A 25,600-nucleotide genomic window follows, 5' to 3' on the forward strand; every position below is an offset into this window, starting at 1 on the left:
TTTAGGGCTATTCACGGCGGAGTCTTACCGTTTTGAAATCGATTTTTTGGAGCTCGTTTTGTTCCTTGCGAAACAGTGTTTCTCATTCGCCAAATGAGAAGCGAAGCTTCGCAAGGAAAGCATCTTGCGGCGCAGTGCGCCTCACCGCGAAACCTGTTCACTTTCTGCACTTAAACAGCTGTCGTCGCAAAAACAGTCCATTTCAAAGACCACTGCTTCGCCTTGCACTGCAAACAAAGCAGTGCTTTGTTTTTGTTCAGGTTGCGGATGACGCTTCCGCGTATCAAATAAAGTCTAGAATTTAAAAAAGAAAAAGCCAGTCAGTTTCTTAACTGACTGGCATTACAAAGGCTATTTGGGGATTTTTCAATGCGGGCTGCCGCTACAGGCCCAATTCTTTCCAGATTTTTTCAATTTCCTGCGCCGGATAAGCGCCCATCAGCTTGGTGCCGTTGGAAAAAACAATCGCCGGCGTGCCGTTCAGGCCGAGGCTTTTCGCCAGCTGCAGGTTGCGCTCAACCGGATTCGCGCAGCTTTTCTTGCCGGCTGGCTGAATGCCTTTGCTCACCAGATTGCTCCATGCCAGCGCCGGATCCTTTTCGCAGAACAGCTGCTTGGACGGCGCCACAGACTGCGGCTTCAGCGGCAGCACAAAAGTATACAGGGTGACATCATTCAGCTTATTCAGCTCTACTTCAAGCTGTTTGCAATACGGGCAATTTGGGTCAGAAAACACCGCCAGCTGGCGCTTGCCAGTCCCCCGGACGCTTTTCACCGCATCTTTCAGCGGCAGTTTTTTCCAGTCCAGCTGATTCTGCGTCAGCATCAGCGCATTGGTTAAATTCTTCTGATCCTTCAGGCGGATCATTGAGCCGACTAAAATATGCTCAGCGCCTTCGCCGGCATAGATAATCTGGCCGCCGACAGAGCCGCTGTAAATTCCCGGCATTTCGGTGGCTTGAATATTTTCAATCTGCAGCGCCGGATACTTCGCTTCCAGCTGGCGCTGCACCGACGCCGCGTCCGCCACCGCCCATTGTGAAAGCGCGCCTGCCAAAAGCAGGGCGCAAGCTTTTTTCATCATCGTGTTCGCCTTAGGGATTTTTATGCCCCAAATTCTACTTGCAATCCGGCGCTGAACCTATTGTTTTTTCAGACGCTTACCGAAAAGCAACAGCAGCGCTCAGGCAGTTTCACGTGGAACATATCCAGCATATTCTGGCAGGTTGATTTCGACCGACACATGCGCAATCTCTGCATGAACCGCTAAAGCCCGGCGCACCTGATCGGCAGTCAGCGCCTGCTCAGCCTCCAAGGCCAGAATGCAGGAAAACTGCCCGCGGGCGACTTTCCAGACATGCAGGTCAGTAATCTGCGCCGGCACCGGCAGGCCGCCAACCGCTTCGCGGATTTCCTGCACCACTGGATGATCCATTTCCGCATCCAGCAGGGTTTTTCCGGTTTCCTTAATTAAGCCAATTGCCCAGCGCGCCACCAGCACCGAACCGGCAATGCCCAGCGCGGCATCCAGAAAATCCCAGCCCATGAATTTTCCGGCAGCCAGCGCGATAATCGCCAAAACCGAAGTCACCGCATCCGCCACCACATGCAGGAAGGCCGCTTTCTGATTTAAATCATGATGATGCTCATGCGCATCGGCTGCGCCGTGATCATGGCTATGCCCGTGATGATGATGGCTGTGATGGTGATGGCCATCATGCAGCAGCCATGCGCAAATCAGGTTGACGATCAGGCCGGCAGCCGCAATCGGAATCGCCTGGCTGTAGTGGATTTCCACCGGATTGAACAGGCGCTCTGCGGAATGCAGCGCCATGAAAGCCGCCACCACCAGCAGCAGAATGGCACTGCTGTAGCCGGCCAGTATTTCAATTTTCCAGGTGCCGAAGCTGAAGCGCCGGTCCTGCGCATAATGGCGCGCCGCCCGGTAGGCCATATAGGCCAAGCCCAAAGCCAGCATATGCGAGCTCATGTGCCAACCGTCCGCCAGCAGCGCCATGGAATTGAAAATCCAGCCGCCAATGACTTCTAACAGCATCATCAATGCAGTTAATATAGCAGCCAGCAGAATGCGTTTCTGCGCCAGCGGGTTGCCTTCATCAAACTGATGCGAGTGAATGCGCGGGGATGGGGATTTTTGCATTATCTTAAACTTTTAATATACTCCCCCATAGTATATTTATTTTTGGAGCATTGCGGTGGGTCATTTGCATCAGGATAAAAAAATATTGAACCGGGTCAAGCGCCTGCAGGGCCAGATCAATGCCGTAGAGCAGGCGCTGCTGCAGCCTGAAGCCGGCTGCATCGAAGTGCTGCAGCAGGCGGCCGCCATTAAAGGCGCAGTCAACGGCCTGATGAATGAGCTGATTGAAGCGCATTTGCGCCATCACGTGCTTGCCGGCGCGGAGGCGGTGAATGAAGAGGAGCTGGCGGAATTCCTCAAGCTGCTGAAGCGCTATGCTTAAGCGCCTGCAATTGATGAATTGACCGGCGCGCGCTGCGCTCTTACACTGTGGCTGTATTCTTCTATTTTCTCACAGCATGCATTTTTTACCGCAGCTGCGTGAAGCTATGCGGCCTGCTCAATGACAAATTCTCAATCCTGGCGCCCTTTCACCATGGTCAGCCTTGCCCTGATTATGGGAACAGTCGGCACGGCTTTGGCCAGCCCGCTGTATCCGGTTTATCAGCAGCTTTGGCATCTGCAGCCTAGCCAGATCACCTATATTTTTGTGGCCTACATGTTCGGCTGCCTGGCTGCCCTGCTGTTTTTGGGGCGCGCCAGCAACAGTTTCGGCTTTTTAACCACGCTGCAGGCCGGCCTGCTGTTTGTGATTGCCGGACTTGCGCTTTCCGCAGCCTCTCCAGACGCACTCAGCCTGTCATTTGCGCGGTTCCTGATTGGCATTGCATCCGGCCTGATCAATACTTCAGCCATGCTCGGCCTGATTTACACCATTCCGGACAGCCATAAGCACAGCGCGCCGCAGCTCAGCTCAATCATTACGGTAATCGGCTTTGGCTTAGGCCCATTGATCGGTGGCGCGATTGCGCAGTTTTCTTCCCGCCCGCTGGTGATGCCGTATTTACCGGTGATTGCAGGCGCCGCGCTGTGCCTATTCGGCCTGTTTTCCGTCAAAATCCGGCCGGCGCAGAAGCAGCCGTTTTCCGTGGCGCCGCACCTGCAGCTGCCGGCGCCGGAATATCACGGGCCGTTTTATATTGCGGGCTTTACCGCATTCAGCGCTTTTGCCTCATTCAGCCTGTTTGCCTCACTGGCGCCATCCTTCGTCAAGGAAGTCATTCCCTGGCATGGGCCTTTGGTCAGCGGCACCGCGATTGCCAGCATTTTGATGCTGTCCGCATTGGCGCAGTTCACTGCCAAAAAGCTCAATCCGCAGGCCGCGGTGCGCGCGGGGCTGATTTCACTGATTATCAGCTATGTCCTGCTGGGCGCCTGCATGCAGATGCACTGGAGCATGCTGTTTTTTGCCAGTGTCCTGTTCGTGGGCATAGGGCACGGTTTAGGCCTGCTCGGGGCTTTCGGCATGATTCACGGCATGACCGTTCCGGATAACCGCGCAGCCGTAATGTCGACCTACCTGTTTATCGGCTATTTGGGCACTATTTTGCCGATTATCGGGGCCGGCTATCTGTCCGATCATTTTGGCCTGGGCGTAGGCGTTTCAGGCTTCTGCATTGCTGTTGGGCTGCTGTGCGCAGGGTTGCTGCTTTTCCAGCGCAGGATAAAACAGGCAGCGCAGTAAAAGCGGCGGATATCAAAAAGCCCCTATTAAACTGCGCTGCCTTTCAGTCAATTTCCGACAATCAGAAGCCCGTCCTGCTCGGACAGGAAATCCAGCTCAATCAGCTTTTCTATGTCCCGGTAAAATGTCCTTTCCACCTTTCCGCTGTATAAAGCCTGAATTTGCGGGATGCGGTACAGATCAGCCTTGGACAGGAATTTGCTATTTTCCCCAATTGCCCGCATCAGGTTATGAATTAAGTTGAATTGGCGGTCTGAAATCTTCCTGCTGAATTTGGCATCATTCAATGCGGTTTGATAAAGCAGAAAGTGAATCAGCGTATTGCTTTGATCATGCAGATATTCAATTGTTGCAAACATCCCTTTGAGCACAAATTCAATGAACATCTGGTTCGGATAATCTTCTTTCCTTGCGGCCTGCTGCCTGCACTGATTGAACAAAGCAAAGTATTCATGAATATTGGTTTGATAATATTTCCAGATGGCGGATGAGCTGAATCTGTACCCGGACTGCTCAAGAATGAACATTTCAATTAGGCGGCCAGTACGCCCATTGCCGTCCCAGAATGGATGAATCAGCTCAAAATAGTAGTGCGCCAGGCAAGCTCTGACAATCGCAGGCTGGCTGATGACATGAGGGCTATTCAGCCACTCCACCCAAGCCTGAATAAGGTACTCAATATCCTCCACGCATTTGGGCGGGCGGTATATGCCTCCATGCGCGTCATTGCCAACAACCGTTTTCTGGCCGGGCCGGTTATTCCTTAATTGCCCTGCAGGATTATGCTGTTCTGCCAAGTTTTGCGAAACCAGGGTATGCAGCTGAAACATGGCCGAAAGCTCAAAAGCCTTGCCACTCAAAGGAGCCAATTGCTTTGAACTGGATTTCTTGACCCATTCAATAGACTCTTTTAAATTCGTAAGGCGCTTTTCTTCCGACTTCTGAATCGTTTTCGGGTCCTGCTTTAAGATGTCGGCGGTTTCCTGCTCCGTAAACTGGCCGCCCTCAATCGTATTGGTGCTGTAAATGCTGCTGGCAAGCACCTTATCCTGCACCTGATCAATAATTAAAGGCAGGCTGGGCGTTTTATTGAAGCGGTTCTGTGAATCGTTGACGCGGTCAAGCAGCGCCTGAACCTGATTCAGCTCAAAACCCAGTTGAAATATAAAAGGGCCGGACTTATACGTCATGACTCTCAATGTGGTGTCATCTATCCATACTTTACTCTGTTCAGGCATATTCTGTCAGGAAAAATGTCAAAGGAAATGTCAAAACATTAATATTGTATTTCATATATTTAGTCAATTTTTTATCAAAAAAATGTCAGAGAAAATGTCAGAGAAAATGTCAGAGAAAATGTCAGAAAATACATGTTTATTTTTTAGTATGGAATATCAGCAGGTTAAGGCTTGCATCAAAGCTGCAGCCGCGCATCAGCTGTATTTCTATCCCGCTTTGCGGATGCTGCTCCAAGCCTCCGCCATTGAGGAAATCCTATCTTAGAGTCACGGCCCGGCATGCCCCCCCATTGCAGTAAATTTATCCAGCTGCTTGTCTGATTTGCTATTTTTATAAATGCGGGTATTTTTAAGCAGATTAAAAATCATCAAGCACTTAAAACCTAATGCTTTTTAACCCGCAAGCAAACGCTTCACAGCTGACTGAGCATAAGCTGAATTTAAAATTACTTTCCGATGCAGAATGAGCCGAAAATTCTTCCCAGCAGGTCATCCGCGCTGAAATCACCGGTAATTTCCCCCAGGGCATTCTGCGCCAGGCGCAAAGATTCCGCGACCAGCTCGCCGGCATGGTAAACCGTCAGCTGCTCGCGCGCTTCCGCAAGATAGCGCTGCGTGCGCTTCATTGCGTCCAAATGGCGGGTGCGGGCAATAAAGGTATCTTCTTCAGGCTGGAAGCCTGCATGCGCTGTAACCGCATCAATCAGCGCCTGAACGCCGGTTTCCTGCTTGGCGGACACCGCAATATGGCGGAAGCCCTGATAGTCGCTGATCTGCGCTGAAGCGCCGGTTAAATCGCATTTATTGCCAATCAGCATCAGACGCTTCGGCTCAAGATGGGCCGCAAAATAGCGCTGCGCCAGCTGCAGCGGGTCTTCGCCTTGGCTCAGGTCATATACCAGCAGCAGCAGGTCGGCCTGTTCAATTTCCTGAATGGCGCGGCGGATGCCTTCCTTTTCCACCACATCACCTGTTTCGCGCAGGCCTGCAGTATCGGTCAGGGTAATCGGCAGGCCATTCAGGCTGATGGTTTCATGCAGCACATCGCGGGTGGTGCCGGCAATATCGGTGACAATCGCGCGCTCAGTGCCCGCCAGCGCATTCAGCAGGGAAGACTTGCCGGCATTCGGCTTGCCGGCAATCACCACCTGCAGGCCTTCGCGCAGAAGCTGGCCTTGGCGCGCAGACTGCTGCACCTGCGTTACCGATGCGCTGACCTGATCCAGCAGCGCCAAGATTTTGCCGTCCGCCAGAAAGTCGATTTCCTCTTCCGGAAAATCAATGGCCGCTTCCACATGCAGGCGCAGGTAAATCAGGTTTTCCAGCACCGCATTGACTTTGGACGAAAATGCGCCCTGCAGGGAACGCACCGCAGAGCGGGCCGCCGCCTGAGAAGTCGCGTCAATCAAGTCGGCAATCGCCTCGGCCTGCACCAAGTCCAGCTTGCCGTTTTCAAAGGCGCGCATGGAAAATTCGCCGGCTTTGGCGGCCGCTGCGCCCAGCTCCAGCAGGCGCGCCAGCAGGGCATTTTGAATCACCGGGCCGCCGTGGCCCTGCAGCTCCACCACATCTTCGCCGGTAAAGGAGTGCGGATTGGGAAAGCAGATCGCAAGCCCCTCATCCATCACTTCGCCGCGCTCATCCAGAAATTGGCGGAAGCCGGCATAGCGGGCCTTGGGCAAGGCCTTCTGCGTCAGCGCTTCGGCAATGGCGTAAGCTTTAGGTCCAGACAGGCGAATGACCCCTACGCCGCCGCGGCCCGGCGGTGTGGCGATTGCAGCGATAGTGGTTCGATTTTGCATAACATACACCTAAAAATACTCAAACAGCGGCCAAAGAAAAATCCGCCTAAGATTACCATCTTAAGCGGATTTATTCAGCTCGTCAGCAGCACTTAGTTTGCTGAGTCCGCTCCGTCACGCTTATCGCGCTCTTTAGCCACGCTCTTGTTGATCAGGCTCTGCTGCAGAATCGTGATGCTGTTGTTGACAATCCAGTACAGCACCAGGCCTGCAGGGAAGAACAGCATGAAGACAGTGAAAAGAATCGGCATGATCTTGAACACTTTCGCCTGCATCGGATCGGCCGGCTGCGGGTTCAGGCTCTGCTGGATGAACATGGTCGCGCCCATCAGCAGCGGCAGGATGAACCACGGGTCCATTGCCGACAAATCCTGAATCCAGCCCAGCCACGGTGCATGGCGCAGCTCAACCGATTCCATCAGCACCCAGTACAGCGCAAGGAAAATCGGCATCTGCAGCAGCAGCGGCAGGCAGCCCGACAGCGGGTTGACTTGCTCGCGCTTGTAAAGCGCCATCATTTCCTGAGAGAAACGCATGCGGTCTTCGCCGAACTCTTCCTTCATGCGCTGCATTTCCGGCGCAATCACGCGCATTTTCGCCATAGAGCGGTAGCTCTTTGACGACAATGGCCAAAGGATCAGCTTCACCAGCACAGTCAGCAGAATGATTGACCAGCCCCAGTTGCCTATCAGGCCGTGGAAGAACTGCAGGCCAAGGAACAGCAGCTTGGCGATTGGCCATAGCCAGCCGTAATCCACAGTCTGGTTCAAGCCCACAGCCAGGTCTTTCAGTTCAGACTGGATTTTAGGGCCGGAATAGAACGTCGCATCCACTTCCGCTGCCGTGCCTGCAGGCACATTGATGGTCGGCGAAGTGAAGCCGATGATGTTCATGTCATCATTGGACTTGCGTGATTCCAGCTTGGCTGCAAAAGGCTGGCCTTCAGCCTGAGTCAGCTTCAGCTCACCCGGCACCCATGCGCTGACAAAATAGTGCTGCACCATGGCAACCCAGCCGCCTTTCGCTTCAACGCTTAATTTCTCATCATTGAAGTTGGCGAATTTCAGCTTGTTGTAGTGCTCATCCGGCGAACCCCAGGCGCCGCCCAGAAAAGTGCCCAGCGTGAAAATGCCCTGATCGGATTTGCCCGGATCTTCAGAATTGTCGCGCTTCAGCTGGCCGAACATCTGGCCTTGCCAGTTCTGGCCGCTGCGGTTGACAATCTTATGGCTGACCGTAATCGGATATTCGCCCTGCTTAAAGCTGAAGGTTTTAATCACTTCTACGCCATCGGCAGTTTTAAACACCATCGGCACCGTCAGGACCTGTTCCGCCTTGCCGTCTTTGCCCTGTACAGATTTAGCGTCAGCCAGGCTGTAGGATGATTTTTCAATCTCATACGCCGGGCGGCCGCTGCGGCTGCTGTCAGGGCCATTCAGGCCGATTAAGCCGGACTGGGCAACATAAGTGCGCTTGGCATCGCTTTCCAGCATGACAAACGGCTCATCGCTGTTTTTGTTTTTGTCATGATTGAGCAATTCAACACGGACGATATCACCGCCTTTAGGATTAATCCAAAGATGGTAAAGGTCAGTTTTCACTGAAATAAGCTGTTGACTTACAGGTGCAGTGGCGTCTGCTGTCTGCTGCGCTGCGATATTTGCCTGCGGCACATCTGATGATGCGGCAGCCGTTTGGCCATTTGGCAGGTCTGCAGATACTTCATGCGACACAACTGCAGCTTTTTGCTGCGCCTTGCTGTCCGCATGACCGTAATCTTTTTGCCAAGCCAAAATGAGCAAATATGCGACAACAAACATGGCCCCGAGAATTGCAATCCTGGCCCATTGTTGCATATCTATTACCCCAAGTGGTGAGAGTGATTTTGGTTCAATAAACGATCACGAAAGGGTACAGCAACGTGAAGCGTTTGAGAATCTATTTGCTGAAATGAAATAAAACGAAGTGCTTTGGGCGGCACCGGATCATAGCCTGATCCGCCCCACGGATGGCAGCGGCAAATACGCCGGGCAGCCAGCCACGTTCCGCGCGCAGCGCCATGCATATGGACTGCTTCCAATGAATATTGAGAACATGTGGGAATATAGCGGCAGCGGGGTCCAAGCAGCGGACTGATCGCAACCTGATAAAAACGGATTAACCAATGCAGCAAATGTACCATTGGCCGTCTCTACTTTTGCGGGGAGGAAGCTGTTTTTGAATGCTTTTTGGCAAGGCGGTTCAGCTTTTGCCAGGCAAATTGTAATTGCTGATGCAATTCAGCATTAGGCACAGCATCAATGCCGGCTTTCGGCATCACCACTATATCTAATTCATCTAATTGCTGCTGATGCAGGCGAAAACTTTCGCGGGCAAGACGTTTTACTCGATTCCGTTCATGTGCGCGGCGCACTTTTTTCTTGGCAACAACAAGACCCAAACGGCTGTTCGGCTGTTCGGAGCGTTTTGCAAGAAATAAGAAATGGGGCTGATGCACTTTAAAAAGCGCACCGTCAAACACACCTTTATAATCGGCAGCACAGCGTATGCGTACAGCTGTGCTGAAGCCATAAAGCGGTGTCATAGCGCCCAAGTCGTTGCAGCTTTAACTGATTAAACAGTTAAGCTATGACGGCCTTTAGCACGGCGGCGAGCCAGTACTTGGCGGCCGGCTTTAGTCGCCATGCGCGCACGGAAACCGTGAACACGTTTACGTTTCAATTCAGAAGGCTGGAAAGTACGTTTCATGTTGAAACTCCAAAATTGATCTTTCTATAAAGGTTCGCGATTTTAGTGCTCATTGCTTGAGCTGTCAATGAAAAACAGGTTTTCTTGCAAAAAATGATCAGATTGAAGCAGAATTAATAGAATAAGCAGAAACAGGCTTATTGCTGAACTCCATCATTATGCATAAAGCAAACTATTGTTCTTTAAGCATTAAATACTTATCCATAATCTTATCATCAGAGTTATCCACAAGATGGAGTTAAATCCTGCTTTGTTCTCTGTTTTGAATTTGAATTTAAACCTTGGCTGAAGTTATCCCCAGAAAGCCAGACTCTTATTATTAAATTCAAATTTTAAAATTTAAATTTATTATTATTAGGCAGGGGGTTTTCTGTGGAAATCCTGCTTTTAAATTTTAAAAACAATAATATAAGCTGTGAATAACTATGTTTTTATAATTTTGACACATTGTGGATAACTTTGTGATATATTTTATCCACAGCTTGCTGCTGAAGTTATCCACACTGGCTTTTAAATTTAAAAATAAGCTTGAAATGCGGTTTTTTAGCCAAAAACGCTGAATTGGCCATGACAGATGTGGATAACTTGGTTAGAATGGCGACCCGCTCGGGCGGGCCAAAATATTTTTTTATGCGCAATGGACTGAAAATAGGGGTTTCACATGCTTTGGACAGACTGCTTAACTCGCTTGCGTCAAGAGCTGTCCGGCAATGTCTTTACAATGTGGATCAGGCCTCTGGTTGCTGAGGAGGCGGAAGATACGCTGCGCCTGTTTGCGCCGAATCCTTACTGGACGCGCTATATTCAAGAGCATCATTTAGAGCTGATTGCGATTCTGGCGGAACAGCTGTCCGAAGGGCGCATCCGCAAAGTGGAAATTCTGGTCGATTCGCGCCCCGGCGCAATTCTGTCCGCCAGCGAGCAGCCGGCGACAACCGCCGCCGCTTTGGAAAGCGCGCCGGCGCCTGCCGCCAAGCCGAAAAGGGAAAAGGATGAGCAGGGCGCTAAAAACAGCCGGCGCCGCCAGCTGAATCCGCTGTTTACCTTCTCTTTATTTGTTGAAGGCCGCTCCAATCAGATGGCGGCCGAAACCTGCCGCAAAGTGCTGACCCAGCTCGGCGCGCCGCAGCACAACCCGCTGTTCCTGTATGGCCCGACAGGCCTGGGTAAAACCCATTTAATGCAGGCGGTCGGCAATGCGCTGCTGCAGGCGAAGCCGAATGCGCGCGTGATGTACATGACCGCGGAAAGCTTTGTGCAGGATTTTGTCAGCTCGCTGCAGCAGGGCAAGGTGGAAGAGTTCAAGAAAAACTGCCGTTCTTTAGACCTGCTGCTGGTGGATGACATTCACCTGCTGGCCGGCAAGGAAGCCAGCCTGGTCGAGTTCTTTTATACCTTTAACGCGTTGCTGGATGAATCCAAGCAGATTATTCTGACCTCTGACCGCTATCCGAAAGAATTGACGGAATTGGACCCGCGCCTGGTGTCGCGCTTTTCCTGGGGCCTGTCTGTCGGCGTGGAGCCGCCGGATATTGAAACCCGCATTGAAATCCTGCTGAAAAAAGCCGAAAGCAATGATGTGGAGCTGCCGCGCAACTGCGCCCTGTTTATTGCGCAGCAGGTGGTGGCCAATGTGCGCGAGCTGGAAGGCGCATTGAACAAAGTCGTGGCTATTTCACGCTTCAAGGGCAGCCCGATTGACCTGGATGTGGTGCGCGAGTCGCTTAAGGATGTGCTGGCAATCCGCGCCCGCACCATCAGCACGGAAAATATTCAGCGCGTGGTCAGCGAGTATTTCCGCATTCCATTAAAGGAGCTGGTCGGCCCGAAACGCACCCGCATTTATGCCCGCCCGCGCCAGCTGGCTATGGGGCTGGCGCGCGAGCTGACCGGCGACAGTTTTCCTGAAATTGGCATGGCTTTCGGCGGGCGCGACCACAGTACGGTAATGCATGCCTGCGAGAAAGTGCAGAGCCTGCGCGAGGAAGATCCGATCTTCAATGAAGACTACAAAAACCTGCTCCGCCTGCTGCAGAGCTGATCATTTTTTGCTTAAATTCTGTTCTTGCAATGCGGCATTTTCTGCCGCATAGTACACTGCTCAAAACCCCAATTTATCTATTATTCATCTTCAGCTGCCAGAGGAAAGTATCGTGCGTTTGAAAATCGCGAAAGAAAGCTTACTGAATGTTCTATCACATGTCGTAGGAGCGGTTGAACGTCGCCATACCTTAAACATTTTGTCGAATGTGAAAGTGCAGGTCACTGAACAGGCGCTGACCATTACCGGCTCCGATCTGGAAGTAGAGCTGGTTGCCAGCACGCCTTTGGCTGCGGGCGCCTGCCTGCAGGCGGGGGAAACCACGGTTCCTGCGCGCAAGCTGATGGACATCTGCAAATCCCTGCCTGCCGCTGCCTTAATTGACCTGCAGATTACTGAAGACCTGCGCTGCATTTTAAAATCCGGCAACAGCCGCTTTGTGCTCGGCACGCTGCCGGCTGAAGACTACCCGCTGCTCAGCACTGAAAATACCCAGGGCACGCAGGTCACGGTCACGCAGCGCGAGCTGAAGCGCCTGTTTGAGAAAACCGCTTTCGCCATGGCGGTGCAGGATGTGCGCTTTTACCTCACCGGCACCCTGCTGGAAATTGATCAAAACCGGCTGCGCGCAGTCACTACAGACGGCCACCGCCTGGCGCTGTGTGAAACCGCAGCTTCATCCAATGCGCCGCAGCTGGTTCAGGCCATTGCGCCGCGCAAGGCAGTGGGCGAGCTGCAGCGCCTGCTCAGTGTGGAAGACGAGCCGCTGGCGCTGCTGATCGGCCGTGAGCTGCTGAATGTCACCATTACCATCGCCAGCCGTGACAAAGAGCAGGGTGATATTACCGTGCGCTTCACCACCAAGCTGATTGATGGAAAATTCCCGGATTACCGCCGGGTGATTCCGCGCGGCGGCGACAAAAATGTGGTGATTGCGCATGACGTGTTTAAGCAGTCGCTGCAGCGTGTGGCGATTCTGAGCAATGAAAAGCTGCGCGGCGTGTTCCTGAACTTTGATGCCGACACCCTGCAGCTGCGGGCCAACAACCCCGAGCAGGATGAGGCGGTGGAAGACCTGGCGATTCAGTATGCCGATGCGCCGATGGAAATGTCCTTCAATGCGCAGTATCTGCTGGATGTGCTGAGCGTGCTGGACGGCGATGACGTTTCCATGACCATGACCGAAGCCAATCAGTCGGTGCTGGTGCAGGATCCGGCGCATCAGGATCAAACCTATGTGGTCATGCCGATGCGCGTTTAACGGCATCCAGCGCCCTTATGCACATTGCGCGCCTGCATGTGGAACGTGTCCGGAACTTAAAGACGGTTGCGCTCGCTGAGCTGCAGCCGTTTAACGTTTTTTACGGCCGCAACGGCTCAGGCAAAACCTCGGTTCTGGAGGCGATTCACCTGCTGGCAACCGGGCGCTCGTTCCGCACGCATATTCCGAAAAACTACATTCAGCACGATGCGCCGGACGCGATTGTATTCGCCCAGTCAGCCGCCGATAAAATCGGCATGCAGAAAATGCAGTCCGGCGAGCAGCTGATCAAGGTCAACGGCGACCTGGTGGCGACGCAGGGCCAGCTAGCGAAGATTCTGCCGCTGCAGCTGATTGACCCGCAGAGCACAGACATTATTGACCACGGCGCCAAGCCGCGGCGGCAAATGCTGGACTGGATGATGTTCCACGTGGAACCGGAATTTTATCATGCCTGGCAGCACTACTCGCGGGCGCTGAAGCAGCGCAACAGCCTGCTGAAGTCGCGGCGCAGCTTAAGCCTTGCCGAGCTTGAGCCGTGGAACAGGATGCTCAGCGATTACGGCGAAATCCTGCATTCGCAGCGCGCCGGCGCAGTGGAGCAGTGGAAGCATTATTTTCAGCAGGACCTGCAGCGGCTGCTGCCGGATCTGGAAATAAGCCTGGAATACAGCCCCGGCTTTCACAGCGCTACAGGGCTGCTGCATGACCTGGCCGCCAGCCATCATAAAGATCTGGAGCGGCGCTATACCGAATGCGGGCCGCACCGCGCCGACCTGCGCCTGAAAACGCCTCAGGGCCCTGCCGATGCCGTGCTTTCGCGCGGCCAGAAAAAGCTGCTGATTATGGCGCTAAAACTGTCGCAGATCGCAATGCTGCATGCCTGCAATAAGGAAACTGTGGTATTATTGGATGATCTGACAGCAGAATTAGATTTAACCGCGCAGCAGCGTTTAATTGGCCGATTGAGCCAGCTTGGCAGTCAAGTTTTTATTACCACTTTAGACCATGAATCGGTACAGCATCACTTGCATGAGATGTCTATTGCCTATCAATTATTCAAAGTTGAAAACGGTACGGTTCAGATTGCTGAGCAATGACATGCCGTCTTTGCATAGACCTATTTTTCACTAGGGAGAAACCATGAGTTCAGAAGATCAACCTGCCTCTCAAACAGAACAAACCAATGAAAAGGCTTATGATTCCTCTAGTATCAAAGTACTGCGTGGCCTAGATGCTGTTCGCAAACGCCCAGGCATGTATATTGGCGATACAGATGACGGTTCGGGCCTGCACCACATGGTGTTTGAGGTGGTGGACAACGCCATCGATGAAGCCCTTGCAGGCCACTGCGATGAAATTCTGGTGACCATCCATGAAGATGAATCGGTCAGCGTTTCAGACAATGGCCGCGGCATCCCGACGGATATCCATCCGGAAGAAGGCGTGTCCGCTGCCGAAGTGATTCTGACGATCCTGCATGCTGGCGGCAAGTTTGACGACAACAGCTATAAAGTGTCAGGCGGCCTGCACGGCGTGGGCGTTTCCGTGGTGAATGCCTTATCCAGCAAGCTGGAGCTGACGATTCAGCGCGCAGGGCATATTCATCAGCAGGAATACAAGCACGGCGATCCGGTCTATCCGCTGAAAGTTGTGGGTGATACGGCGGAAACCGGCACAACCGTGCGTTTCTGGCCAAGCGCTGAAACCTTCAGCCAAACCATTTTCAATGTCGATATTCTGGCGCGCCGCCTGCGCGAGCTGTCGTTTCTGAATGCCGGCGTGCGCATTGTGCTGCGCGATGAGCGCATCAATGCCGAGCATATTTTTGACTATGAGGGCGGCCTGTCTGAGTTTGTCAAATACATTAACCAGGGCAAAACCCACCTGAATGACATTTTCCATTTCACTACGCAGGCGGAAAACGGCATCGGCGTTGAAGTGGCGCTGCAGTGGAATGACACCTATCAGGAAAACGTGCGCTGCTTCACCAACAACATTCCGCAGAAAGACGGCGGCACGCACTTGGCCGGCTTCCGCGCGGCTTTAACCCGCGGCCTGAACAGCTATATGGAAAGCGAAAACCTGCTCAAGAAAGAGAAGGTTGCGGTTTCCGGCGATGACGCGCGCGAAGGCCTGACGGCGATTGTTTCGGTGAAAGTGCCCGATCCGAAGTTCTCTTCGCAAACCAAGGAAAAGCTGGTCTCCAGCGAAGTGAAGCCGGCTGTAGAGCAGGCGATGAACAAATCCTTCTCTGAATACCTGCTGGAAAATCCGCAGGCGGCGAAATCGATTGCCGGCAAAATTATTGACGCTGCGCGCGCGCGCGACGCTGCCCGCAAGGCGCGCGAAATGACGCGGCGCAAGAGCGCATTGGATATCGCCGGCCTGCCGGGCAAGCTGGCGGATTGCCAGGAAAAAGATCCGGCCCTGTCTGAGCTGTATCTGGTCGAGGGCGACTCCGCGGGCGGTTCCGCCAAGCAGGGCCGCAACCGCAAGATGCAGGCGATTCTGCCTTTAAAAGGCAAAATCCTGAACGTGGAGCGCGCGCGCTTTGACAAGATGATTTCATCTGCCGAAGTCGGCACGCTGATTACCGCTTTGGGCTGCGGCATCGGCCGCGAGGAATACAATCCGGACAAGCTGCGCTACCATAAAATCATCATCATGACCGATGCTGATGTGGACGGTTCGCACATCCGCACCCTGCTGCTGACTTTCTTCTTCCGCCAAATGCCGGAACTGGTGGAGCGCGGCCATATCTACATTGCGCAGCCGCCGCTGTACAAGCTGAAAAAAGGCAAGCATGAGCAGTACATCAAGGACAATGACGCGCTGGAAACCTTCCTGATTTCCAATGCCATTGATGAGCTGGAGCTGCACATCAGCGCGGAGGCGCCGGCCATCCGCGGCGAAGCGCTGGCGGGCGTGATTGCCGACTATCAGACATCGCAGAAGAGCCTGCAGCGCTTAACGCTGCGCTATCCGGCCAGCCTGCTGGATGCCCTGATTGCGGTTGAAGGCTTTAAGCTGGAGCAGACTTCGGACCGGGACTATGTGCAGCAGTGGGGCGAACAGGTGCGCGCCGCCATTGAAAAAACGCAGCCGGGCCTGCGCCCTGAACTGTCTTTGGAAGTGCTGGAAAAAGAAGGCGCTGAAGGCCAGAAAATTCAGACTTACCTGCCGCGCATTACCGTTTACGTGCATAACCTGCCGCACAGCTATTTGCTGGATGCCGGCCTGCTGGGTTCGGGCGAATATGCGCGCCTGCTGAAAAATTCGAAGAGCTGGTTTACGCTGCTGGAAGACGGCGCGTATCTGCAGAAAGGCGAGCGCAAAATTGGCGTCAGCTCCTTCCATCAGGTCTGGCAGCAGATTCTGCAGGATTCGCGCCGCGGCATGATGATTCAGCGCTACAAAGGCCTGGGCGAGATGAATGCTGAGCAGCTTTGGGAAACCACAATGGATCCTGGAAACCGCAATATGCTGCAGGTGACTGTGCAGGATGCGATTGAGGCTGACCGCATGTTCTCCTGCCTGATGGGTGACGATGTGGAGCCGCGCCGCGCCTTCATTGAAGAGAATGCGCTGAACGCGGATATTGACGCTTAAGCGGCCTGTACTGCAGGCTTGAAAAGCATCCTCCGGGATGCTTTTTTTATGCTATTTTTTTCAATAATCTGATTGAATTACAGCCGGATTGAATGTTATCAAATTGACTTATAGAGCTGTCATGATGCTGGAAGCAGGGCTTCCTGCGCAGCGAAACTGGAGGCGGTGAGGATGGATAATCAGTTGGAGCAGGCCCGCGATATTTGGGTCAATGCATTTTTTACCGGCAATTATGCGGTTCTGGCCCAGTATGAGGGCGAGCATTTCACGGTGGTATATGAGCGGGACGGGCGAACGGAAAGCAGCCATACACGCTATGAGCGGATTGCGCATGCGGTTAAAAACGGGGTCTGGAAGCCGCAGAAACCGGATGTTGAATATGAAGAATTTGAGTTTAACCGCGAGCAGACTGAATGCCGGGTCCTGATTGGCCTGCGGGAAAGCCGGCAGCAGATTAAGGAAGTCTGGCGCTACAGCGGCGCCTGGAAAATTCAGGAGCTGCGCTTTTTAAAAGCCGAGCGGGCCGCTATGCATTGAGTGTTGCAGGCGGGAAAGCAAAGAAAAACGGGTTCATATAAGAATAAAAAAATGGCTGAAGCGGCGCCTGCTGCGGATTAAAAGCAGCAGGCTGTGGATAAAAATCTAAATTAAACTGTTCAAAACCCTGTGCGGAAAGTATAATTTTATCCACAGTTTTGGCTGCAGGCCTGCAATAAATTTAAAACCGCAGAGTTCTTTGAATTTAAAACATCAGTAATGAATTTAAATTTATTTGCGCTGCGGTTTTGAATTTAAAAATGCCGTGCGCCTGCATTCAGTAGAGCGTATTGCGCGGCATGCTTGGCTGCGCATGGCGCAGAAGAACGGCATGCGGATGTGCATTTACTATGGTTTAGAAAAACTAAATAATCCTGAAATTCACTTTTTAAGAAAAATTAAACAATGGCTATTCAGTCCTGAAATTATGAGTTAAACCCAGCTTTTTATGAATATATTTTATTTAATATCAATTAATTGCATTAAATATGGCTGCTGATATGCCGCCTAAATTCAGCAGCGTGTCCCGTCCTGAATAAAGTTAGGCAATTTCTGTTATTTATTTTAAGTATTTTTCTTATTTGATTTTCCGGCGCGGCCACAGCCACCGGCAAAGATATGCATGCTGGCGCGGTTGCGGCTGGCATCGGCAAGGCTGGAGGCTCTCAGGCCAGCGGCCTTGGGCGCAGAACCGGCTGCCGCCTGTTCACAGGCAACGCACAGCTGATCTGACCTGCATTTAGGATCATGACCTGCGCATGAGGATAATTTCAATTGGATCGCAGGGCAATAAGCGCCACATGAATGATGTGGCGGGAGAAGTGGTGAGAATGCGGAGAAAGCGCGGCGCCGGCTGGCGCAGCGCATCAATTGATGGACGGCAAAGCTTCAGTTGAATTCGGCGCCTTCTGCAATGCCCCGGATAAAGCCTCTGCAGGCTTTGGCATGGGAGCTGAGCCTGCGCCCAAACGGCGCCGCCGCGCCGCGGGCGAGCGGCTTAATCTGCGAAGGAACTTTCCAGTTCTTCCAGCGCCATCATCAGCTCAAGCATCTGCTCTTCGGCCTGCTCCAGCTGCGCTTTCAGCTCAGCCTGCGCATTCATCAGCTTCAGCAAATCATCCTTGCGGCCGGCGTCATATACAGCGCTGTCCGCCAGCTGATCTTCAATTCCGGCTAAGCGGGGCTGGATTTTTTCCATCTGCGCTTCGCACTGTTCAATCTGCTTGCGGATCGGGCGGCTGAGTTCGCGGCGGCGCGCCGTTTCCTTGCGCTGCGCTTCCTTGTCCAGTTTGGAAACCGCGGGCTGTGCAGCCGCTACCTTTGACTGCACCGGCGCAGCCGGCTGCTGGCCGTTTTTCATCATCTCAGCGCGCGCCTGGCGCAGCCAGTCGGCATAGGCGCTCAGGTCGCCGTCAAATTCGCGGCATTGGCCGCCATGCACTAAAATCAGCTCATCGCAGACGCTGGCAATCAGCTGGCGCTCATGCGAAACCAGCACCACAGCGCCCTGAAAATCCTGCAGCGCCATGGTCAGGGCATGGCGCATATCCAGATCCAAATGGTTGGTCGGCTCATCCAGAATCAGGACATTCGGGCGCCGCCAGACAATCAGCGCCAAAGCCAGGCGCGCGCGCTCGCCGCCGGAAAAGCTTTCGCTTGGCGTATCCATGCGCTCGCCGCTGAAGCCGAAGCTGCCCAAAAATGCGCGCAGGGCGGCTTCGCTGATTTTTTTGTCGGCAATCCGCGCCAGCTGCAGCATCGGGCTGGCATTGCCGTCCAGAGCATCCATTTGATGCTGGGCAAAATAGCCGATATTCAGCAGCTCAGAATCCTTGCGGAGGCCCCGCAGCAGCGGCAAATCGCCGACCAGGGATTTAATCAGGGTGGATTTTCCGGCGCCGTTCATGCCCAGCAGGCCGATGCGGCTGCTTGGGGTAATCTGCAGATTGACATCGGTGACAATCAGCTTATCGCCATAGCCGATATCGGCATGCTCCAGCTGCAGCAGCGGCGAACTCATTTTGGTCGGCTCGCGGAAGCTGAAGGTGAACGGCGTATCGACATGGGCAGCCGACAATTCCTGCATGCGCTCCAGCTGCTTGATGCGGCTTTGCGCCTGCTTGGCCTTGGTGGCCTGGGCTTTAAAGCGGTCAATATATTTCTGCAGGTGCGCGCGGGTTTCCAGCTGCTTCTCATAGGCCTGCTGCTGCTGCGCCAGGCGCTCGCTGCGGGTGCGCTCAAAAGTGGAATAATTGCCGGTGTATAAGGTCAGTTCCTGATTTTCAATATGCAGGATATGGTCGGTAATGGCGTCTAGGAAATCGCGGTCATGCGAAATCAGCACCAGCGTGCCTTCATAGGCTTTCAGCCAGTCTTCCAGCCACAGGATGGCGTCTAAGTCCAGGTGGTTGGTCGGCTCATCCAGCAGCAGCAGGTCTGAACGGCTCATCAGGGTGCGCGCCAGATTCAGGCGCATGCGCCAGCCGCCGGAAAAGCTGGCGACATCCAGCTGCGACTGATGCTCAAAAAAGCCTAAACCGGCCATCAGCTGCGAGGCTTTGGACGGCGCGGAATAGCCGCTGATTTCGTCAAAGCGCCCGTATAGATACGCCAGTTCGTCATCGTTCAGGCTTTCAGGATGATTCAGCTGATTCTGGATGTCCCAGAACTCTTCATCGCCGGATAGCACAAAATCAATCGCCTTCATATGCAGGGCTTTGATTTCCTGCGCCATATGCGCTACGGTCCATACCGCAGGGCGCGTCAGCGAGCCGCTGTCCGACTCCATGCCGCCCAGCAGCGCGGAAAACAGGGTGGATTTGCCCGCGCCGTTGACTCCGGTCAAGCCGATTTTCCATCCCGGATGCAGCTGCATGGAGGCTTTTTGAAATAAAACACGCCCGCCGCGGCGGATGGAAAGCTGGTCTAGCTGAATCATGAAACTGTCAAAATACACCGAAAAGATGCGCCTATTCTAAAGGAAGCCTGAGCAAAAACAAAAAAAGCGCCGGTTTTATTTTTGTGCAGGATTGCAGCGCGGTGCGGGGCCTGTTCCATCCGCCGGGCATCTGTCGGAAATTTCAGCTGCTGCCTAGGCGCGGGAAAAAAAGCTGCCTATATTCAATGCATAAATTGAATGAAAAATAATCAAGGCTATAGATAATGAAAAAGGGAATTTTGACTTTATCGGCGCTGGGGATCTGGGCCTGTTCCGGGCAAATTCAGGCCAAAGTGAATGTCTGCGTATTTGATTTGCTCGGCAAGGCCGGCGAATCCTACAAGCTGATTGAAGAGTGGGCGCTGCTCAGCAAAACCTGGGGGGCGGAGGTGAATCTGCTGCCGTATCAGGATGAAGCCAAAGCCGAAAAGGACTTTAAAGGCGGGGTATGCGACGCATTTTACATGACCTCCATGCGGGCAAGGGCCTACAGCAAATTCGCCGGCTCGATTGATGCACTGGGCGGCGTGCCGAACAACAGCATTGCGCAGAAAGCGATTGCCTATGTGCTGGACAAGCGCAACGCCCGCCGGCTGGTGACGAAAGTGGGCGGTGAAAGCTATGAAGTGGCGGGCATCGGCCAAATCGGCTCGGCCTATATTTTTGTCAAAGACCGCAGCCTGAATTCAGTTGCAGAGGTGAAAGCCAAGAAATTCGCGGTGCTGCATTATGACCGCGCGCAGAAGCAGATGGTGGAGCGCATCGGCGCGAAGCCGGTGATGTCGGATATTTCCAATTTTGTGCGCAAATTCAACAGCGGTGAAGTGGATCTTGTGGCGGCGCCGGCCTATGCCTTCAAGCCGCTGGAAATTCATAAAGGCCTGGGCAGCCAGGGCGGCATGATTGATTTTCCGGTGGTGAATGTCACGGCGGATCTGGTGCTGAGGCAGGACAAATTCCCGGAAGGCTACGCCGCGCAGTCGCGCGCCTGGTTTGTCCGGCAGCTGCCGAAAAGCTTCGCCATGGTGAAGCGCCTGGAAGCCGAGATTCCAGCCAAGTACAAAGTGGCGCTGAGCAAGGAAGACCAAGCCGCCTATCAGCAGCTGCTGCGCGAAGGCCGGATGGATTTAACCGCGCAGGGCGTCTACGACGCAGCCATGATGACCGTGCTGAAAAAGGCGCGCTGCACGGTGGAGCGGACCAATTTTGAATGCTCGCTCGGCGGCGAATGAATCAGCCTGCCGCCAGCGCGCTGAAAATCCTGATCCGGCAGCGGGGAAAAATAGGCTGAAATGACATGAAAAAATGGAGCAAAAGCTCTATTTTTTTAGAGATAATTTGCTTAATATTTGATGCGTGTATGGACACCCCCTGAAATAAAAAGATTCTAAAAGGATAAATACAATGAAAAAAACCTTCCTGTCACTGGCTGCGCTTTCTGCAATCGGATTTGCCGGCGCGGCGCAAGCTGCCAAAGTGGACATCTGCGTATTCGATTTGCTGGGAAAATCCGGCGAATCTTTTCAAATGGCGCAGGAATGGGCGCTGGCGGCCAAAAGCTGGGGCGCTGAAGTCAACCTGATCCCGCGCCAGGATGAAGCTGTGGCGGACAATGACTTTAAAGCTGGAAAATGCGACGGCGTTTTCATGACCGCCATGCGCGCGCGCCAGTACAATAAATTCGCCGGCTCAATTGATGCGCTGGGCGGGGCGCCCAGCAATGAAATCGCCAAGCGCGCAATCACCTTTGCCCTGGACAAGCGCAATGAAAGCAAAATGACCAGCAACCTCAGCGGCAAAAAATATGAAGTGGCCGGCATTGCGCCGCTCGGTTCGGCCTTTATTTTTGTGCGCGATAAAAACATCAATTCGATTGAAAAAGCCGCCGGCAAAAAGTTTGCAGTGCTGGGCTATGATGACGCGCAGAAAATCATGGTGCAGCGCGTCGGCGCGCAGGCGGTGATTTCCGATGTGTCCAATTTTGTCGCCAAGTTCAATAACGGCCAGGTCGACATGGTCGGCGCGCCGGCCTACGCCTATAAGCCGCTGGAAATCTATAAAGGTTTAGGCAGCAATGGCGCGATGTTTAACTTCCCGGTGCTGCAGGTGACCGCGGACTTTATTATCCGCCCGGATCAGTTTCCGGCCGGCTTTGGCCAGAAGTCGCGTGACTGGTTTGTGAAAAACCTGCCGAAAAGCTTTGCCATGATCGGCCGTTCGGAAGCCGGCATTCCGGCAAAATATAAAATGAATCTGAGCGCTGAAGACAAAACCAAGTATCAGAAGCTGCTGCGTGAAGGGCGCATGGACATGACCAAGCGCGGCATTTATGACCCATCGATGATGAGCGTGCTGAAAAAAGCCCGCTGTTCTGTCGATAAAGCCAACTTTGAATGCTCGCTTGGCGGCGAGTAATCCGGTGACTGAAGCAGAAGCCTAGAAAACTCTAGGCTTTTTTGGCTCTGCGCGGCAAGCCTTTGGCGCTTTCAGCCGCGGAGGGAGGCGGGGCAGGAAAAAAAACGGGCGGAAAAATCCGGCCCGGGAAAACAATAAAAATACTGAAAATAAGGACAGCAATCTCATGACAAAGCAATGGATAAGGGCCTGCGCATTCGGCGCCGGGCTCATGGCTGCCGCCGGCGCCGCGCAGGCGAAGCAGGTGGTCTGCGTATTTGATCTGGTCGGCAAGAGCGGCGACGTGTATGCCCTGATGAAGGACTATCAGCTGGCGGCTAAAAACTGGGGCGCAGACATTGAGCTGCGCGTCGGGCAGAATGAAGCGGTGATCGCCGAAGACTTTAAGGCCGGGAAATGCGACGGCATCAGCGTGACCGGCATGCGCGGGCGCCAGTTCAATACCTTTATCGGCTCGCTGGATGCCATCGGCGCCATTCCGGATCTGAATCTGGCAGTGAAAGTCATGCAGGGCCTGGCGAGCCCGGCATTCGCCAAAAGCATGCTGAAAGGGCGCTATGAAGTGGCCGGCGTGGTGCCGGTGGGGGATGCCTATCTGCTGGTCAATGACCGCAGCATCAACAGCGTGGCGAAAGCCGCCGGCAAGAAAATTGCGGTGCTGGACTACGATGAAGCGCAGAAAATCATGGTGCAGCAGGTCGGGGCGCAGGCGGTCAGCGCCGATGTCACCAATTTCGGCGCCAAATTCAACAACGGCCAGGTCGATATCATCGGCGCGCCGGCTGCGGTCTTCAAGCCGCTGGAGCTGCACAAGGGCCTGGGCGCCAAAGGCGCCATCGTCAATTACCCTATACTGCAGGTGACCGGCAATATTATTATCCACTCGGATAAATTTCCGGCCGGCTACGGGCAGAAGTCGCGTGAATGGGTGAAGGGCCAGCTGCCGCGCGCATTCAATATTCTCGGCAAAATGAAGTCGGACATTCCTAAAAAATACTGGATGGATGTGCCGGCGGCCGATAAGCCGGGCTATCAGAAAATGATGCGGGAAGCGCGCATAGATCTGACCCGGCGCGGCGTGTATGAAAAGCGCATGATGAAGCTGCTGTGGCAGTTCCGCTGCAGGCAGGAGCCGAAAAACTTTGAATGCGCGCTGCAGGATGAGAACTATAAGCAATCCTGATAAAATTGCTCTGATTTGACTTTAAATCTGCAAGACTGGCCATATATCGGGTATGCTATACTTGAAACATGGTCTTTTTTTAAAGATGCCCGAACCGATCAGAGGAATCCATCATGAATGCCCAAGCGCTTGTGCTGACTGAAAATGCTGCCAATAAGGTGCGCCAATTGCGTGACAGTGAAGGTAATCAGGAATTGATGCTGCGTGTTTATGTCACGGGCGGCGGCTGCTCAGGCTTTTCTTATGGATTCAACTTTGCCGAAAGCCAGAATGAAGACGATGCCGAATACCTGAACGGCGACGTTAAAATGCTGGTCGATCCGCTCAGCTACCAGTATCTGGTCGGCTCAACGGTCGACTATATTGAGGGCCTGGAAGGTTCGCGCTTTGTGGTGCAAAACCCGAATGCCACCACCACTTGCGGCTGCGGCTCATCATTCTCCGTCTAAGAAAGCCTGCCCTGAACAGCAGAAAGCCCCCGGAAAATCCGGGGGCTTTTTTTCGGCTTGAATAAGCGCTTAAGCTTCAGGGGCCAGCTTGATGGCGTCCAGCAGGTCAAAAACCACCGCGGTCACATCCTGGCTCAAGTCGCGGTTGTTGAAAACCTCATACGCCGTGATGGTGACATCGGTATCGCTCGGCAGCAGCTTCTGCTCCTCTTCGATTAAATCGCGGATCGGCAGCAGGGTCTGCTTGATTTCCAGATGCAGCACATCCTTGAACTCAAGATTTTCATCATCCAGCTCGATCAGCTGCTCGTTGAAAAAAGGCAGCAAAATTGAATGGAGATAAGGCTGAATCTCCGTAATATCAAAAATTTCGATATCACGCGTCTGTTCAATTGTGCTGATGTGGTCATTCACTTCAATTAAGATATGGTAGTAACTCACACTGCTCTCCACTCAAATTTTTCAGATTAGGCTTGACCTTCACAATAGCATGAAATGGCGGTCCGCAGTTCAATATCCTTGGCATAGGCCTATAGAAATTATGGGGTTTTGCCGCCTGCAGCCGGCGTTCAGCGCGCATACAGCAGGCTTTGGTCTGCCGGCTTGAGCTTGAAGCGCTGCAGTTCCTGCTCGCCCAGCACCGGGTACATCAGCGCCTCCGGATCGGCATGGTGGCCCAGGCCGAGAGCATGGCCTAATTCATGCGCCAGGGCGAGGCGCAGGTCATCTTTGGCGTCAAACTGGTAAATCTGAATCTGATCGCCCATGAAGACGCCCTTGTGGAATTCGCGCGGCGGAAAGCGGTTTTTGGCCTGAATCACGCCCCAGTTGTAGCGCTCAATATTGCTGTTATGCTGGCTGATCTGCTGGCTGAATTGGCTGTTCATCCGGTTATAGTAGGCAATGTCGCTGTCCAGGCGGCGCGATTTTTCCCGCAGCGCCTGATACTGGGCTTCAATGCGCTGGCGGTTTTCCGCGCCGGCATTTTCCAGCCGGCTCCAGCTCTGGCGCTGCTGCGCAAGGTATTGATAGTCCGCCTGCAGCTGAATCTGCTGCTGCCTTAAGCTGCGCTGCATCTGCTCCAGGCTGCTTTTGGAGCTGTCTAAATTCTCTGAGATCCGCTGATTGCTGCTTTTTTCCTGATCCAGCCGCTGCAGGGTTTTCCTGAACGCATTGTATTCCGCCTGCCGCTCATCATAGATCAGCTTGATCTGCAGCCGGGCATGCTCATCGTAGACAAATAAGGGCTTCTGGGTGCCGTCCTGCCAGATTTGCGCAGCCTCCCGGCTGAGCTGAATCACTTCATCCCTGCTCAGGCCAAAACGCGGATCAACTTCCGCAACCTGATAGCGCAGGCGCGTATCCAGCGGATGCAGCAGGCGGTCAGGCCATGAATTGTAGCGGAGCTGGTAATGGCTGCGGGTTTGGTAATTGAAAAACAGCAGCGTAAGCAAAACCAAGGCTATTGCGAAGATGCGCATAAATATTTATTAAGTTTAATTTTTAAAATAATGTAGCCGAAATTCCGCGCTTTTGAAATGCGCCTTCCAATAAAAAACCGCGCTTGCGCGCGGTCTTTTATTTGCCCTTC

The 25,600-nt window shown here is 53.4% G+C and carries 24 protein-coding genes; 12 read left to right on the top strand and 12 right to left on the bottom strand.

Annotated elements, in window-relative coordinates; genetic code table 11:
- Positions 1-382: 382 nt before the first annotated feature.
- Together BEN74_RS10815 and dmeF are read right to left on the bottom strand one after the other, a co-directional pair.
- A complete protein-coding gene (locus BEN74_RS10815; protein WP_068910502.1) occupies positions 383-1,084 on the bottom strand; it encodes a DsbC family protein in 702 nt (233 codons plus the stop codon).
- 99 nt (positions 1,085-1,183) lie between these two features.
- Positions 1,184-2,161, bottom strand: coding sequence for a CDF family Co(II)/Ni(II) efflux transporter DmeF (dmeF, locus tag BEN74_RS10820; RefSeq protein ID WP_068910501.1), 978 nt, complete (start codon positions 2,159-2,161; stop codon positions 1,184-1,186).
- A 55-nt stretch (positions 2,162-2,216) separates the two neighbouring features.
- Between dmeF and BEN74_RS10825 the strand changes: the two genes are divergently transcribed.
- Together BEN74_RS10825 and BEN74_RS10830 are read left to right on the top strand one after the other, a co-directional pair.
- Entirely contained in the window at positions 2,217-2,483 is a 267-nt protein-coding gene (locus tag BEN74_RS10825) for a metal/formaldehyde-sensitive transcriptional repressor (RefSeq protein ID WP_068910500.1), read from the top strand.
- 120 nt (positions 2,484-2,603) lie between these two features.
- Entirely contained in the window at positions 2,604-3,785 is a 1,182-nt protein-coding gene (locus BEN74_RS10830) for an MFS transporter (RefSeq protein ID WP_068910499.1), read from the top strand.
- Positions 3,786-3,832: 47 nt separating this feature from the next.
- Here BEN74_RS10830 and BEN74_RS10835 read toward each other — a convergent pair whose 3' ends face one another.
- From BEN74_RS10835 to rpmH, 6 genes are all read right to left on the bottom strand, one after another.
- Complete coding sequence (locus BEN74_RS10835; RefSeq protein WP_068910498.1) at positions 3,833-5,023, bottom strand: Fic family protein; 1,191 nt, start codon at positions 5,021-5,023, stop codon at positions 3,833-3,835.
- A 446-nt stretch (positions 5,024-5,469) separates the two neighbouring features.
- A complete protein-coding gene (gene mnmE, locus BEN74_RS10840; RefSeq protein ID WP_068910497.1) occupies positions 5,470-6,825 on the bottom strand; it encodes a tRNA uridine-5-carboxymethylaminomethyl(34) synthesis GTPase MnmE in 1,356 nt (451 codons plus the stop codon).
- Positions 6,826-6,917: 92 nt separating this feature from the next.
- On the bottom strand, positions 6,918-8,681 hold the full coding sequence (gene yidC, locus BEN74_RS10845) for a membrane protein insertase YidC (RefSeq protein WP_068910496.1): 1,764 nt from the start codon (positions 8,679-8,681) through the stop codon (positions 6,918-6,920).
- A 5-nt stretch (positions 8,682-8,686) separates the two neighbouring features.
- Positions 8,687-9,007: a membrane protein insertion efficiency factor YidD gene (yidD, locus tag BEN74_RS10850; RefSeq protein ID WP_086374374.1), complete on the bottom strand. Its 321-nt coding sequence runs from the start codon at positions 9,005-9,007 to the stop codon at positions 8,687-8,689.
- A gap of 9 nt (positions 9,008-9,016) precedes the next feature.
- Positions 9,017-9,409, bottom strand: a complete 393-nt coding sequence (rnpA, locus tag BEN74_RS10855) for a ribonuclease P protein component (protein ID WP_068910495.1) — start codon at positions 9,407-9,409, stop codon at positions 9,017-9,019.
- Between the two features lie 29 nt (positions 9,410-9,438).
- Positions 9,439-9,573 (bottom strand): 50S ribosomal protein L34, encoded by a 135-nt coding sequence (rpmH, locus tag BEN74_RS10860; RefSeq protein WP_000831329.1) that lies wholly within the window; start codon positions 9,571-9,573, stop codon positions 9,439-9,441.
- Positions 9,574-10,234: 661 nt separating this feature from the next.
- On the opposite strand from rpmH, the gene dnaA reads away from it, so the two are divergent.
- From dnaA to BEN74_RS10885, 5 genes are all read left to right on the top strand, one after another.
- The gene (dnaA, locus tag BEN74_RS10865; protein ID WP_068910494.1) at positions 10,235-11,614 is read left to right on the top strand and encodes a chromosomal replication initiator protein DnaA; all 1,380 of its coding nucleotides are present in this window, start codon (positions 10,235-10,237) and stop codon (positions 11,612-11,614) included.
- Between the two features lie 112 nt (positions 11,615-11,726).
- Positions 11,727-12,875, top strand: coding sequence for a DNA polymerase III subunit beta (dnaN, locus tag BEN74_RS10870; RefSeq protein ID WP_068910493.1), 1,149 nt, complete (start codon positions 11,727-11,729; stop codon positions 12,873-12,875).
- 17 nt (positions 12,876-12,892) lie between these two features.
- Complete coding sequence (gene recF, locus BEN74_RS10875; RefSeq protein WP_068910492.1) at positions 12,893-13,975, top strand: DNA replication/repair protein RecF; 1,083 nt, start codon at positions 12,893-12,895, stop codon at positions 13,973-13,975.
- 43 nt (positions 13,976-14,018) lie between these two features.
- Positions 14,019-16,487, top strand: a complete 2,469-nt coding sequence (gene gyrB, locus BEN74_RS10880; RefSeq protein ID WP_068910491.1) for a DNA topoisomerase (ATP-hydrolyzing) subunit B — start codon at positions 14,019-14,021, stop codon at positions 16,485-16,487.
- 171 nt (positions 16,488-16,658) lie between these two features.
- On the top strand, positions 16,659-17,024 hold the full coding sequence (locus BEN74_RS10885) for a hypothetical protein (protein ID WP_068910490.1): 366 nt from the start codon (positions 16,659-16,661) through the stop codon (positions 17,022-17,024).
- On the opposite strand, the gene BEN74_RS19425 is transcribed toward BEN74_RS10885, so the two are convergent.
- Positions 17,014-17,178, bottom strand: a complete 165-nt coding sequence (locus BEN74_RS19425; protein WP_162898172.1) for a hypothetical protein — start codon at positions 17,176-17,178, stop codon at positions 17,014-17,016. The genes BEN74_RS10885 and BEN74_RS19425 overlap by 11 nt on opposite strands.
- Before the next feature lie 604 nt (positions 17,179-17,782).
- On the opposite strand from BEN74_RS19425, the gene BEN74_RS19430 reads away from it, so the two are divergent.
- Positions 17,783-17,920 (top strand): hypothetical protein, encoded by a 138-nt coding sequence (locus BEN74_RS19430; protein WP_162898173.1) that lies wholly within the window; start codon positions 17,783-17,785, stop codon positions 17,918-17,920.
- Between the two features lie 101 nt (positions 17,921-18,021).
- Here the strand turns inward: BEN74_RS19430 and abc-f are convergent, their stop codons facing one another.
- A complete protein-coding gene (gene abc-f / locus BEN74_RS10895) occupies positions 18,022-19,962 on the bottom strand; it encodes a ribosomal protection-like ABC-F family protein (protein ID WP_068910519.1) in 1,941 nt (646 codons plus the stop codon).
- 224 nt (positions 19,963-20,186) lie between these two features.
- On the opposite strand from abc-f, the gene BEN74_RS10900 reads away from it, so the two are divergent.
- The 4 genes from BEN74_RS10900 (at position 20,187) to erpA (ending at position 24,009) form a co-directional block, all read left to right on the top strand.
- Entirely contained in the window at positions 20,187-21,194 is a 1,008-nt protein-coding gene (locus BEN74_RS10900) for a putative solute-binding protein (RefSeq protein WP_068910488.1), read from the top strand.
- Between the two features lie 172 nt (positions 21,195-21,366).
- The gene (locus BEN74_RS10905; protein ID WP_068910487.1) at positions 21,367-22,377 is read left to right on the top strand and encodes a putative solute-binding protein; all 1,011 of its coding nucleotides are present in this window, start codon (positions 21,367-21,369) and stop codon (positions 22,375-22,377) included.
- Between the two features lie 211 nt (positions 22,378-22,588).
- Positions 22,589-23,560 carry a putative solute-binding protein gene (locus BEN74_RS10910; protein ID WP_171404925.1) on the top strand — a complete coding sequence of 324 codons (972 nt, stop codon included), beginning with the start codon at positions 22,589-22,591 and terminating at the stop codon, positions 23,558-23,560.
- Between the two features lie 113 nt (positions 23,561-23,673).
- A complete protein-coding gene (gene erpA / locus BEN74_RS10915) occupies positions 23,674-24,009 on the top strand; it encodes an iron-sulfur cluster insertion protein ErpA (protein WP_068910485.1) in 336 nt (111 codons plus the stop codon).
- Positions 24,010-24,078: 69 nt separating this feature from the next.
- Here the strand turns inward: erpA and BEN74_RS10920 are convergent, their stop codons facing one another.
- Together BEN74_RS10920 and BEN74_RS10925 are read right to left on the bottom strand one after the other, a co-directional pair.
- Entirely contained in the window at positions 24,079-24,462 is a 384-nt protein-coding gene (locus BEN74_RS10920) for a hypothetical protein (protein WP_162898174.1), read from the bottom strand.
- A gap of 116 nt (positions 24,463-24,578) precedes the next feature.
- Positions 24,579-25,490, bottom strand: coding sequence for a matrixin family metalloprotease (locus tag BEN74_RS10925; protein ID WP_068910483.1), 912 nt, complete (start codon positions 25,488-25,490; stop codon positions 24,579-24,581).
- Positions 25,491-25,600 lie beyond the last annotated feature (110 nt).

Source organism: Acinetobacter sp. WCHAc010034, assembly GCF_001696615.3.
GTDB lineage: Bacteria > Pseudomonadota > Gammaproteobacteria > Pseudomonadales > Moraxellaceae > Acinetobacter.

Bases quoted from the DNA above. Each gene is read 5' to 3' on its own strand.
- abc-f (WP_068910519.1), bottom strand. From the start codon at position 19,962: ATGATTCAGCTAGACCAGCTTTCCATCCGCCGCGGCGGGCGTGTTTTA.
- BEN74_RS10830 (WP_068910499.1), top strand. From the start codon at position 2,604: ATGACAAATTCTCAATCCTGGCGCCCTTTCACCATGGTCAGCCTTGCC.
- BEN74_RS10925 (WP_068910483.1), bottom strand. From the start codon at position 25,490: ATGCGCATCTTCGCAATAGCCTTGGTTTTGCTTACGCTGCTGTTTTTC.
- mnmE (WP_068910497.1), bottom strand. From the start codon at position 6,825: ATGCAAAATCGAACCACTATCGCTGCAATCGCCACACCGCCGGGCCGC.
- recF (WP_068910492.1), top strand. From the start codon at position 12,893: ATGCACATTGCGCGCCTGCATGTGGAACGTGTCCGGAACTTAAAGACG.
- BEN74_RS10900 (WP_068910488.1), top strand. From the start codon at position 20,187: ATGAAAAAGGGAATTTTGACTTTATCGGCGCTGGGGATCTGGGCCTGT.
- rpmH (WP_000831329.1), bottom strand. From the start codon at position 9,573: ATGAAACGTACTTTCCAGCCTTCTGAATTGAAACGTAAACGTGTTCAC.
- yidC (WP_068910496.1), bottom strand. From the start codon at position 8,681: ATGCAACAATGGGCCAGGATTGCAATTCTCGGGGCCATGTTTGTTGTC.
- BEN74_RS10910 (WP_171404925.1), top strand. From the start codon at position 22,589: ATGGCTGCCGCCGGCGCCGCGCAGGCGAAGCAGGTGGTCTGCGTATTT.
- dmeF (WP_068910501.1), bottom strand. From the start codon at position 2,161: ATGCAAAAATCCCCATCCCCGCGCATTCACTCGCATCAGTTTGATGAA.
- BEN74_RS10835 (WP_068910498.1), bottom strand. From the start codon at position 5,023: ATGCCTGAACAGAGTAAAGTATGGATAGATGACACCACATTGAGAGTC.
- BEN74_RS10885 (WP_068910490.1), top strand. From the start codon at position 16,659: ATGGATAATCAGTTGGAGCAGGCCCGCGATATTTGGGTCAATGCATTT.
- gyrB (WP_068910491.1), top strand. From the start codon at position 14,019: ATGAGTTCAGAAGATCAACCTGCCTCTCAAACAGAACAAACCAATGAA.
- BEN74_RS10905 (WP_068910487.1), top strand. From the start codon at position 21,367: ATGAAAAAAACCTTCCTGTCACTGGCTGCGCTTTCTGCAATCGGATTT.
- erpA (WP_068910485.1), top strand. From the start codon at position 23,674: ATGAATGCCCAAGCGCTTGTGCTGACTGAAAATGCTGCCAATAAGGTG.
- yidD (WP_086374374.1), bottom strand. From the start codon at position 9,007: ATGGTACATTTGCTGCATTGGTTAATCCGTTTTTATCAGGTTGCGATC.
- BEN74_RS19430 (WP_162898173.1), top strand. From the start codon at position 17,783: ATGAGGATAATTTCAATTGGATCGCAGGGCAATAAGCGCCACATGAAT.
- dnaA (WP_068910494.1), top strand. From the start codon at position 10,235: ATGCTTTGGACAGACTGCTTAACTCGCTTGCGTCAAGAGCTGTCCGGC.
- rnpA (WP_068910495.1), bottom strand. From the start codon at position 9,409: ATGACACCGCTTTATGGCTTCAGCACAGCTGTACGCATACGCTGTGCT.
- BEN74_RS10815 (WP_068910502.1), bottom strand. From the start codon at position 1,084: ATGATGAAAAAAGCTTGCGCCCTGCTTTTGGCAGGCGCGCTTTCACAA.